The 10,559-nt window shown below is 69.9% G+C and carries 11 protein-coding genes and 1 pseudogene; 6 read left to right on the plus strand and 6 right to left on the minus strand.

The genetic code is table 11. The features are described 5' to 3' along the window. The 5 genes from ACLNEE_RS15990 to ACLNEE_RS16010 all read right to left on the minus strand — a co-directional run. Positions 1-325: alpha/beta fold hydrolase family protein (locus tag ACLNEE_RS15990; RefSeq protein ID WP_412007366.1), on the minus strand; the 325-nt coding region annotated here is incomplete at its 3' end. A gap of 128 nt (positions 326-453) precedes the next feature. Next, positions 454-1,878 (minus strand): NAD(P)(+) transhydrogenase (Re/Si-specific) subunit beta, encoded by a 1,425-nt coding sequence (locus tag ACLNEE_RS15995; protein ID WP_411423313.1) that lies wholly within the window; start codon positions 1,876-1,878, stop codon positions 454-456. A gap of 13 nt (positions 1,879-1,891) precedes the next feature. Next, a complete protein-coding gene (locus ACLNEE_RS16000) occupies positions 1,892-2,200 on the minus strand; it encodes an NAD(P) transhydrogenase subunit alpha part 2 (RefSeq protein WP_411423334.1) in 309 nt (102 codons plus the stop codon). Then, on the minus strand, positions 2,197-3,408 hold the full coding sequence (locus tag ACLNEE_RS16005; protein ID WP_411423314.1) for an NAD(P) transhydrogenase subunit alpha: 1,212 nt from the start codon (positions 3,406-3,408) through the stop codon (positions 2,197-2,199). Before ACLNEE_RS16005 ends, ACLNEE_RS16000 begins: the two co-directional genes overlap by 4 nt. 117 nt (positions 3,409-3,525) lie before the next feature. Next, positions 3,526-3,705 (minus strand): hypothetical protein, encoded by a 180-nt coding sequence (locus tag ACLNEE_RS16010; RefSeq protein WP_411423315.1) that lies wholly within the window; start codon positions 3,703-3,705, stop codon positions 3,526-3,528. A 127-nt stretch (positions 3,706-3,832) separates the two neighbouring features. On the opposite strand from ACLNEE_RS16010, the gene ACLNEE_RS16015 reads away from it, so the two are divergent. The 3 genes from ACLNEE_RS16015 to trxB all read left to right on the plus strand — a co-directional run bounded on the left by ACLNEE_RS16015 (position 3,833) and on the right by trxB (position 7,272). Further along, positions 3,833-5,299, plus strand: a complete 1,467-nt coding sequence (locus tag ACLNEE_RS16015) for a DEAD/DEAH box helicase (protein ID WP_412007367.1) — start codon at positions 3,833-3,835, stop codon at positions 5,297-5,299. Positions 5,300-5,438: 139 nt separating this feature from the next. Then, entirely contained in the window at positions 5,439-5,675 is a 237-nt protein-coding gene (locus tag ACLNEE_RS16020) for a hypothetical protein (protein WP_412007368.1), read from the plus strand. 202 nt (positions 5,676-5,877) lie between these two features. Continuing rightward, positions 5,878-7,272, plus strand: a complete 1,395-nt coding sequence (gene trxB, locus ACLNEE_RS16025) for a thioredoxin-disulfide reductase (RefSeq protein ID WP_411423318.1) — start codon at positions 5,878-5,880, stop codon at positions 7,270-7,272. A 44-nt stretch (positions 7,273-7,316) separates the two neighbouring features. Here the strand turns inward: trxB and infA are convergent, their stop codons facing one another. Next, complete coding sequence (gene infA / locus ACLNEE_RS16030) at positions 7,317-7,586, minus strand: translation initiation factor IF-1 (protein WP_015108791.1); 270 nt, start codon at positions 7,584-7,586, stop codon at positions 7,317-7,319. Positions 7,587-7,796: 210 nt separating this feature from the next. Between infA and ACLNEE_RS16035 the strand changes: the two are divergent. The 3 genes and pseudogenes from ACLNEE_RS16035 to ACLNEE_RS16045 all read left to right on the plus strand — a co-directional run. Continuing rightward, a pseudogene (locus tag ACLNEE_RS16035) lies at positions 7,797-8,387 on the plus strand (pseudouridine synthase); the annotation flags it as partial. A gap of 277 nt (positions 8,388-8,664) precedes the next feature. Further along, complete coding sequence (locus tag ACLNEE_RS16040; protein WP_411423319.1) at positions 8,665-9,594, plus strand: c-type heme family protein; 930 nt, start codon at positions 8,665-8,667, stop codon at positions 9,592-9,594. Then, entirely contained in the window at positions 9,594-10,550 is a 957-nt protein-coding gene (locus ACLNEE_RS16045; protein ID WP_411423320.1) for a phosphate/phosphite/phosphonate ABC transporter substrate-binding protein, read from the plus strand. Before ACLNEE_RS16040 ends, ACLNEE_RS16045 begins: the two co-directional genes overlap by 1 nt. The last annotated feature ends 9 nt before the right edge of the window (positions 10,551-10,559 follow it).

The following is a 10,559-nucleotide window of genomic DNA, read 5'->3' on the forward strand; positions in this document are numbered from 1 at the left end:
CCGCCAGGGCGGCGGCCTGGTGGAGCACCGGCAGCAGATCGCTGTTGCAGGCCGCGGCATAGGTGCCGCGGGCCAGGCCGCGGCCCGGCCCCGCACCGCGCAGGTTGAGGCGCAGCACGGCGAACCCGGCCTGCTGCAACCCCAGGGCAAGACGGCGCACCCCAGGGCGGCCGCTGCTGCCGCCGAGGCCATGCACCACGAGCACCAGACCCTTCTGCGCCTGAGCAGGAGCGGGAGGTGTGGCCAGGGCCACGAGCCGCTCCCCCCCCGCCAGCGCGAAGCTGGTGGGAACGCCCCGGTCGGGCCCGAGCTGCAGCGGGCGCACCGTGTCGCGGATGGTCTGGAGATCCGGGCCGTACCACGGCCAGCGCTGCTGGAAGGGGCTCAGCCCCAGCTGGGCCGGGAGCCGCTCGGAGACATCATGGGCGATGGGTGGGAGGCCCCCTGGCGGGCTCAGGCCACCGATTGTCGACCCACCCCCAGCTCCCGCAGCTCGGAGAGCAGTCCGTTGAGCACCGCCTTGGCGTCGCCGAAGACCATCGCCGTCTGCGGCAGCTCGAACAGGGCGTTGGAGATGCCGGCATAGCCGGCGCCGAGGCTGCGCTTCACCACGAACACCTGGCGGGCCTGATCGACCTCCAGCACGGGCATGCCGTACAGGGGGCTGCTCGGATCACGCTTGGCGTCGGGGTTCACCACATCGTTGGCGCCGAGCACGATCGCCACATCGGTGCGGGGGAACTCCGGGTTGATCGCGTCCATCTCCTGCAGCTGCTCGTAGGGCACGTCGGCCTCGGCCAGCAGCACGTTCATGTGACCCGGCATCCGTCCGGCCACGGGATGGATGGCGTAGCTCACCTCGGTGCCGTTGGCCTCGAGGATCTTGGCCAGCTCCCGGAGGGCGTGCTGGGCCTGGGCCACGGCCAGGCCGTAGCCAGGCACGAACACCACCCGCTCAGCCGTTTCCAGGGCCAGGGCGCACTCTTCGGGGGTACAGCTGGTGATGTGGGTGTAGCCGGCTTCACTGCCGCCGCCGCCCACCTTGGCCGCGGTGCCCAGGGCTCCCCCGAACAGCACGCTCACCAGGGAGCGGTTCATGGCCGTGCACATCACCTGGGTGAGGATCAGCCCGGCCGCCCCCACCATGGCGCCGGCCACGATCAGCAGCTGGCTGCCGACCACGAAACCGGCCGCCGCCGCCGCCACGCCGGAATAGCTGTTCAGCAGGGAGATCACCACGGGCATGTCGGCGCCGCCGATCGGCAGGGTCACGCCCACGCCGAGCAGGCTGGAGGCGGCCACCAGCACCAGCAGCACCGCCCCACCGGGATGGCCCGGCAGCAGCACGGCGGCCCCCAGGGCGACGGCGGCCAGGGCGGCATTGACCAGGTGGCGCAGGCCGCTCTGGGTCCAGGCCGGCGTGTCGAGCCAGCCCTGCAGCTTGGCCATCGCCACGATCGAACCGCTGAAGGTGATGGCGCCCACCACCACGGAGATGGCGATCGACACCTGGGCCACAAGGTCGCTGGCCTCGGGCTGGAAGAGCGCCACGCCCACGGCCACCAGCAGGGAGGCCAGACCACCGCAGCCGTTGAACAGCGCCACCATCTCGGGCATGGCCGTCATCGGCACCCGCCGGGCCGTGAGCAGCCCGGCCAGGCCGCCGGCGGCGGTGCCCAGGGCGATGCCCGCCCAGGCGATCGGAGCGGGGCGCAGCTGAATCAGCAGACCGACCACCGCCAGGCCCATGGCCAGCGCTGCCAGGCCGTTGGCGGAGCGGGCCGAGCGCACCTTGGAGAGCCCCTTGATGCCCAGGGCCAGGAGCAGCACGGCCGCCAGGTCGATGGCCACCGGGAAGGCGGCGTTGAGGGAATCCATCAGGACGGGGTACTCAATCGGTGCCGCGGGCGCGGCTGGGTTTGCGGGAGAACATGGCCAGCATCCGGTCGGTGACCAGGAAGCCGCCGACCACGTTGAACAGGGCGAAGCCCAGGGACAGGGAGCCCAGCACCAGCAGGGCCGGACTGGCGTCGGCCTGGGCGATCAGGGTCAGGGAGGCCAGCACCGTGATGCCGCTGATGGCATTGGCGCCGCTCATCAGGGGGGTGTGCAGGGTGGGGGGCACCTTGCCGATCAGCTCGAGCCCGAGCAGGCTGCCGAGCAGGAGCACCCACAGCGACTCCGAAAGACTGGCCATCAGCGGAGCGCTCCCACCAGGGCCGGCTCCTCGGCCGGCAGGCCGACCACGTCGGGCCGCCAGCAGCGGCCCGCGTGGGTGAGCAGACAGCCCGCCACGATCGGGTCTTCGCGGTTGAGGGGAAACGCGCCGCCTCCCGGCAGACCGGCGTCCTCCGGCGGCGCGGTGAGGGTGATCAGATGCTCCAGCAGTGCCGCCACGTTGCGGGCGTAGAGGGCACTGGCGTGGTTGGCCACGCTGCTCGGCAGGGCATCGGCACCGATCAGCTGCACGCCGTTGCGCAGCACCGTCTGTCCCGCCACGGTGCAGGCGCAGTTGCCTCCCTGGCCGACCGCCAGATCCACCACCACCGAGCCGGGGCGCATGCGATCGAGCATCGCTTCACTGATCAGCCGGGGCGCCGGACGCCCCGGTACCTGGGCGGTGCAGATCACCATGTCGGCCTGGGCCAGCTGCTCCTCCAGCTGGCTGCGCTGGGCCTCCAGGAACGCCTCCGTGGCGGCCTGGGCGTAGCCGCCCACCTCGGCCGGGGTCTCCGCCAGTTCCGGGGGAGCCACGAAGCGTCCGCCGAGCGACTCCACCTGCTCCCGGGCCGCCGGCCGCACGTCACTCACATAGACCACCGAGCCCAGGCGACGGGCCGTGGCCAGGGCCTGCAGCCCGGCCACGCCAGCCCCGAGGATCAGGGTGCGGGCGGGCTGGATCGTGCCGGCGGCCGTCATCAGCATCGGCACGTAGCGGTCCAGGGCCGCCGCCGCCAGCAGCACCGCCTTGTAGCCGGCGATGTTGGCCTGGGAGGAGAGCACGTCCATGGTCTGGGCACGGCTGGTGCGGGGCAGCAGCTCGAGGGCCAGGGACGAGACCTGGCGGCGGTTCAGGGAGCCCACCAGCACGTCGGCTCCGTAGGGAGCCAGCAGGCCCACGAGCAGCGCTCCGGGCCGCAGCAGGTCGAGCCGTTCGCGCTGAGGAGGCTGCACACACAGCACGCCGTCCACCTGTTCCCAGACCTCGGGGTCGGGGCCCCTCAGCTGGGCCCCGGCGGCGGCATAGGCCTGATCGAAAAACCCGGAGGGTTCGCCGGCGCCGGCCTCCACGGTGATGTGCAGACCCTTGCCGGTGAGGCGCTGCACGGTCTCCGGCGTGGCGGCGACCCGCGCCTCACCAGGCCGGTGCTCCCGCGGAATCAGGAGATGGGGGGGGGAAGGGGACAACGTGGCTTCGCATGGTCCTGATTCCATTAGGGGTCGCTCCCCCGGGAGCGGCAACGCTCGAATCGGGAATGTGCGGGGTTGCCCACGCAACCCCCAGCCCACACCCCCAGGCCCCGCTCAGAACAGCGGCAGCATCTCCTCCTCGAGGCAGGCCGCCTGGCGACCGGCACGCTGCCGGCGCAGCCACCGGACCCGCAGGATCAGCGGATCGATGTCGCAGTCCAGCTGCCAGCAGAGCTCGAGGTGGTGGCGCTGGGAGCGGGCTCCGGGCGTGAAGGGTTCAGAGGGGTGGGCCATGGCCAGATGGACAGTGCCGTATGGCCGGAACCTAGGCAGACCCTGGCCGCCGTCCATCGGCCAGAACACTCAATCCTGGGGCAGGCCCTGGACGGGGGTGGGGACAATGACAGCCGGACGGAGCGCCATGGCCCCCTATTCCTTCGACCTGGCGCCGGCCACAAGCGGAGGGCCCTCCGCCGTGGTGCAGCCGCGGGCCTGGCAGAGCCAGCTGCTGCGGCTGCTGCGGGCCCGCCTGCTCAACCCCCTCCCCCACGGCCGCGACGTGCTGATTCATGCCGGCCCCGGAGCGGGGAAGACCCTCGGGGCCCTGCTCAGCTTTCAGCGCCTGCAACAGGAGGGGCATCTGGATCGGTTTCTGGTGTTCTGCCACCGTTCCTCGATCGCAGCCCAGTGGCGACAGGCCGCCGGCCGCCTGGGGCTGAGCCTGCGGAGCTGGGATCCCGAGCTGGAGCTGGGCGCCCAGGCCGCCGATCCGCAGGCCCAGGGACTGCTGCTCAGCTACCAGTCCGCGGCTCGCCACCGGGAGCGGCTCACGGCCTCCTGGCCCGGCAGCGGACCGGGCCGCTGGCTGGCCATCGCCGACGAGGTGCACCACCTGGGCATCGATCCCGAGGAACCGGAAGCGGCGGCCTGGGGCCATGTCTTCAGCTGCCTGACAGAAGCGGCCGAGCTGCGCCTCGGCCTCACCGGAACCCCCTTCCGGGCGGACAATCTCGCCTTCTGCGCCGCCCGGCGGGTGCGGGCGCGCCAGGGCGGGGAGATCGTGGAGCACATCAGCCCGGATCTCAGCGTCGAACCCCGTCAGCTGATCGCCGCCGGCGACGTTCGTCCCCTGGAATTCCGGTTCCAGGACGGCTGGGTGGAACATGGCCGGCCCGAACAGCCGGGGGAGGGCGAGACCTCGCCGCTGTCGGCGGAATCCCGCGAGAGCTGGCGGGCCCGCAACCTGCGCCGGGCGATCCGGCTGGGCGACTCCAGCAGCATCGCCCTGCGTCTGCTGCTCAGTGCCCGCCAGCGGCTGGAACGGGTGCGCGCCGAGCACCCGGAGGCCGGGGGGCTGGTGATCGCCCGCGACATCGCCCACGCCCGCAGGGTCTCGGATCTGCTCAGCGAGCAGGGGGATCGGGTTCAGCTGGTGCACTCCCAGGATCCGGAGGCCGCCTCCCGGCTGAGCAGCTTCCAGGCCGGGGACGGCGACTGGCTGGTGAGCATCGACATGTGTGCCGAGGGTTTCGACGCCCCCCGCCTGCGGGTCGTGGCCTACCTCACCACCGTGGTCACCCGCAGCCGCTTCGTGCAGGCCATCACCCGGGCCGTGCGGATGGATGGCGGGCGGGCGTCGATCGAGACGGTTCCCCGCCACCCCTCCTATGTGTTCGCGCCGGCCGATCCCCTGCTGATCAGCTACGCCCGCAGCTGGTCCCTCAGCGAGCCCTACCTGCTGCGCCCCCGCCAGGCGACGGCCGCCACAGACCCCCAGGGCCCAGGCGCCAACGCCACCCTGCCCCTCGAGGCCATCGACGAGCAGGCCGGTGCGGTGATCCGGCTGCGGGGGCCCGAGCTGCCGGGATTCCTGCGCCGGCCCGCCTGAGATCGCCACGAAATCAGCACCATGACTTGCCAAACCGGGCGGAATGGTTCATGCAATGTGCGACGTTGTGTCAACCACTACGTCAGCCGGGGCCAGTCGCCGGCAGCGTGGTGCCATCAACGGGAAGCGGATCGGCATCATGGAAGCCCCACTGAATCGCCGGCTGACCGTTGCCGTGAGCTGGGCCCTGGCCCGGCGGGCCACCCTTGACGGCCTGGAGCACTACGAGGAGAGCTACGCGCTCACCGAGGAATTCCGGGAATGGCTGCTCGGACTCGATGAGCACCCGCAGCTGCTGGAGATGGGCATGCTGATGGTGCCGAGCGACCTGGCCAAGCGGATGAAACCGGAAACCGACGGCCTCCTGGAAATCTGAAGCAAACATAAAGCCTTTCGCTCCCCAGCTCCACCCCGCCCCGGGCCGGGCGGAGCGCCTGTGACGCGGGCCGGCCCAGGGGAGTGCGGTTCCAGACCCTTCCGGATCCCTGGCGCGGTCCACGAACCGAGCGCCGAAGCCCTCTCTCGCCATCTCCACCACCGATCCCCTAGGCTTAACTCATAGTCAATCCGCTTAAGCCGTGTCCGCAGAGCGCAGCGCCCCTGGCCGCCCCGCCATCGAGAACCTGGTGATCGTGGGCTCGGGGCCCGCCGGCTACACCGCCGCCATCTATGCCGCCCGGGCCAACCTCAACCCCCTGCTGATCACTGGATTCCAGGACGGCGGCATCCCGGGGGGACAGCTGATGACCACGACCCACGTGGAGAACTATCCCGGCTTCCCCGACGGCATCCTGGGTCCGGACCTGATGGACCGCATGAAGGCCCAGGCGGAACGCTGGGGGACCCATCTGGTGATGGCGGACGCCACCGCCATCGACCTCTCCCAGCGCCCCTTCCGCATCACGGCGGAGGGGTCCACCATCGAGGCCCACAGCGTGATCCTGGCCACCGGAGCCAGCGCCAACCGGCTGGGACTGCCCAGCGAGGCCCAGTTCTGGAGTCGCGGCATCAGCGCCTGCGCCATCTGCGACGGCGCCACCCCCCAGTTCCGCAACGAGGCCGTGGCGGTGGTGGGCGGCGGTGACTCCGCCTGCGAAGAGGCGGTGTATCTCACCAAATACGGCAGCCAGGTGCACCTGATCGTTCGATCCGACAAGCTGCGCGCCAGCAAGGCCATGGCCGATCGGGTGCTGGCCAACCCCGCGATCACCGTGCACTGGAACCGCCTGGTGCTCGACTGCAGCGGTGGCGACTGGCTCGAGGCCATCACGCTGAGCGACTCCCGGAGCGGTGCGACCGAGGAGCTGCCGGTCAAAGGCCTCTTCTATGCCATCGGACACACCCCGAACACCCGTCTGGTGAAGGGACAGCTGGAGGTCGACAGCCGGGGGTACCTGATCACCCGCCCGGGCCGACCGGAGACCAGCCTCGACGGGGTGTTCGCCGCCGGTGACGTGGCGGATGCCGAATGGCGGCAGGGCATCACCGCCGCGGGCAGCGGCTGCCAGGCCGCCCTGGCCGCTGAGCGCTGGCTGACCCACCACGATCTGGCCGTGACCGTCAGCCACAGCCCGGTGGATCCCCAGGAGGTGGGCGAACCGAAGCACACCGCCACGAGCGATGAGCACAACTTCGACCCCGACGCCCTGTGGCAGAAGGGCGGTTACGCCCTGCGGAAGCTGTACCACGACAGCGCCAAGCCCCTGCTGGTGGTGTACACCTCACCCACCTGCGGCCCTTGCCACGTGCTCAAGCCCCAGCTCAAGCGGGTGCTCGAGGAGCTCGGCGGTGCCGCCCAGGGCGTGGAGATCGACATCGAGGCCGATCAGGAGATCGCCGTGCAGGCCGGGGTGACCGGCACCCCCACCGTGCAGCTGTTCTTCCGCAAGGAACTCGTCCAGCAGTTCCGGGGGGTCAAGCAGCGGAGCGAGTTCAGGGCCGCGATCGAATCCCTGCTGGGGGTCCCGGCCTGAGGGGGGCTGGCCTCGCGCTCGCGGCGGCAACCCCGGGCTCGGGCTCAGCGGCGACGCGGCCCGCCCGGCCGGTTGCCGCCCGGCCGGGGGCCGGTGGCTCCGGCATTGCGCTCCCGGTAGGTGATCCGGCCACGGGTGAGGTCGTAGGGGCTGATCTCCACCAGCACCTTGTCGCCGGCCAGCAGCTTGATGCGGAACTTGGTGAGCTTGCCTGCGGCCCGGCAGAGGCACTGGTGACCGGCCGGCTGCTCCAGGGTCACCAGGTAGAACCCGTTTCCCTGCTCCTTTTCAATCACACCGGAGGTCTCAATCATGCGGCGCAGTGCCCAAACCAGTAACAGCTGCGACCAGCTTAGGTGGCGCACCTCTCAACCCATTTCAGCGGCACCTAGGGTCGGCCCTCCCATCCCACCGGTCCGCCGCCCATGATCCTGCCCCCCCTGCCGATGGATCTGGGCCTGCTGCTGATCTCAATCGGCGTGGTCAACCTCTGGAATGCCCGCCAGTCCTGACGCTGCCCAGACCTGACCACCCTCCTGTTCCACAAGCCCTACGGGGTGCTGAGCCAGTTCACCCCGGAGCCCGGGAGCCGCTGGCAGTGCCTGGCTCCCTTCATCGACGTGCCCGGCGTCTATGCCGCCGGACGCCTCGATGCCGACAGCGAGGGGCTGCTCGTGCTCACCGACCATGGCCCCCTCCAACAGCGGCTCACCGATCCAGCCTTCGGCCACTGGCGCCGCTACTGGGTCCAGGTCGAGGGCGAGAGTGACCAGCAGCCCGAAGCCCTGGAGCGACTCCGCCGGGGCGTGATCATCCAGGGCCAGCCCACCAGGCCAGCCCGGATCAGTCCGATGGAGGCCCCCGACCTGCCGGACCGCATCCCACCGGTGCGGCACCGTCGCTCCATCCCCACCAGCTGGCTTCAGGTGGAGCTGCAGGAGGGCAGGAACCGCCAGGTGCGGCGCATGACCGCGGCCGTGGGCCTGCCCACCCTGCGCCTGCTGCGGGTGGCCATCGACCTGATGGATGGGGAGCCTCCCCTGACCCTGGCCGGGCTTGAGCCGGGCCAGTGGCGTCCGGCGAGCGAGCCTGAGGAGCGGCGGCTCGCAGGGCTGTTGCGCCGCACCAAGCGGGCGGGCCGGGTGCCTGGAGCCCTTTCGCCGGGCCGGGGTGGACGGGCCGGGGGAGGGAAATCGGGCCAGGCCGGCGGCGGCGGATAGGGGGGACGGGCCGGCTTCCGCAAACCTGCGCGGAAGCGGAGGTGCCTTTCGGCATCGGCGTTGGCCGTCCATGGGCCCCGAGCAGGGAAGGACAACACCATCTGGGCAGACGAGACGATGCTCCTTAGATTGGTTTTCAGTGCGTCAAGGCCTGCTTGTGAAGCGTCCCCCCTTGAGATCTCTGCTGGGTGGTGACGGAAGCAGGCCGTTGCGACAGCAGCTCTCGCTGACGTTGGCACTGGTGTTCAGCGGCTCGATCCTGGTGGCGATTCTGCTGCTGGATCAGCTGTTCGGGTGGCAGGCCAAGGACCTGATCAACCAGCGGTCGGGTTTTTTCATGGACACCATGCTGGCGGTGCGGGAGTACACCTCCAAGGAGGTGAATCCAGTGGTGGCACCCCTGAATCAGGGGCCGGGCGCCTTCCGTCCCGAGGCCGTACCCAGCTATTCGGCCACAACGGTTTTCGAATATCTCCGGGGCGCCAAACCCGATTACAAGCAATATTCCTACCGGGAAGCCACCCTCAATCCCACCAACCTCAAGGACAAGGCCGATACGTTCGAAGCGGGAGTGGTCGAATCCTTCCGTTCCTCACCCACCCAGAAGGTGATCACAGGGGAACGCTCCACCCCCCTCGGAAGCTTCCATTACGTGGCACGGCCCATCCGGGTGTCCGGCGAAAGTTGCCTGGCCTGCCACTCCACCCCGGATCGGGCCCCCCGCAGCCAGTTGCTGGCCTATGGCGACACCAACGGCTTCGGCTGGAAGCTCGATGAAATCGTCGGCGCCCAGATCGTTTCCGTCCCCCAGGACACGGTCTTTCAGGCCAAGCGGCAGTCGCTGATGGCCACGGTGCTCCTGCTGGCCCTGGTGTTCGTGGTCGTCGCCCTCGTGACCAATTCCGTGCTCAACCGCCTGATCCTCCGGCCGATGCGCCTGATCAGCCAGAAGGCGGAGGAGGCCAGCGTGACACCCACCAGCGTGAGCTTCACCGAGAAGAGCCGCATGGATGAGATCGGCCATCTGGCCAAGAGCTTCGAGCGCATGAAACAGAGCCTGGCCATCTCCATGCAGATGCTCAAGGACCGCCAGAAGCCCTGATGCCCATGGCCTTGCCGGGGGAAACCCGTGAACACCACAGGACGCGCAACCCATCTCTCGCCCGGATGGGCACGGCCGGACTGGCGGTGCTCAGCCTGCTGCTCGGCTCCTGCAGCGGCGGTGATTCGGTGTCCCGCCAGCCCCTCTGCGGACCCAGCGGCACGCTGCGGGTGGGCCTGATCGATCCGCGGGAAGGCCTGTCGGCTTCCACCCAGCTGCCGTTCGCCGACCAGGAGATCGAGGGCCTCCGCACCCTGTTGATGGAGGCCAGCCAGTGTGAGGTGCAACTCGAACCCCTGAGCAGCACCGATCGGGCCCGGGACAAGCTGGAGGCTCACCAGTGGGATGCCGCCTTTCTGCCTCCCGGCCTGACGGCTTTCGCCCTGCGCCAAGCCGCCGGCTACAGCCCGCTGCGCGTGCTCGGCGGACGCCACACCTCCCGATCGTCGATCCTGGTGCTGGCCTCGAGCCGGTTCCAAAGCCTGGCTGATCTGAACGGGGCCAGGGTCGGGCTGCTGCCGCGCGGCTCACTGACGGGCTTCTATCTGCCCCTTTACAACATGCATGGGCTCAGCCTCGGCCAGGTCACCTTTGCGCTCGACTTTCCGGCTCTGCAGACCATGCTGAACGAGGGCCAGGTGGATGCGATCGCCTGGGACGACTCCCTGCCGCCCCCATCCGTTCCCGTTCGAAGCCTCGCGAGCGACACCCATAAGATTCCACTGGGAGCGCTCGTGCTGAGTGGGTCTCTGGCCGATGCCGACTACCTGCCCTTCCTGAAGAACCTGGATGCGAGCTCAGCCCAGATGCCAGCGACGATCGGCTATGCCGCCACGATGATGCCCAATCAGCGGGAGCTTCAACCCCTCAAAGCCATTGTGGAGAGTGTGGAGAGCTGGGACATGCCCCTCGATGGGCAACCCCATCGTGTGTTCGGGAAGAAGGTAGGGGAATGACCATGGCCA

It is taken from the genome of Aphanothece stagnina RSMan2012 (genome assembly GCF_046764815.1).
In the GTDB taxonomy this organism is placed as follows: Bacteria; Cyanobacteriota; Cyanobacteriia; order PCC-6307; family Cyanobiaceae; genus NIES-981.

What these genes read in the sequence shown, in the direction of transcription:
- ACLNEE_RS16020 (WP_412007368.1), top strand. Translation starts at nt 5,439, where the DNA reads ATGGAAGCCCCACTGAATCGCCGGCTGACCGTTGCCGTGAGCTGGGCC.
- ACLNEE_RS16010 (WP_411423315.1), bottom strand. Translation starts at nt 3,705, where the DNA reads ATGGCCCACCCCTCTGAACCCTTCACGCCCGGAGCCCGCTCCCAGCGC.
- infA (WP_015108791.1), bottom strand. Translation starts at nt 7,586, where the DNA reads ATGATTGAGACCTCCGGTGTGATTGAAAAGGAGCAGGGAAACGGGTTC.
- ACLNEE_RS16015 (WP_412007367.1), top strand. Translation starts at nt 3,833, where the DNA reads ATGGCCCCCTATTCCTTCGACCTGGCGCCGGCCACAAGCGGAGGGCCC.
- ACLNEE_RS16045 (WP_411423320.1), top strand. Translation starts at nt 9,594, where the DNA reads ATGCCCATGGCCTTGCCGGGGGAAACCCGTGAACACCACAGGACGCGC.
- ACLNEE_RS15995 (WP_411423313.1), bottom strand. Translation starts at nt 1,878, where the DNA reads ATGGATTCCCTCAACGCCGCCTTCCCGGTGGCCATCGACCTGGCGGCC.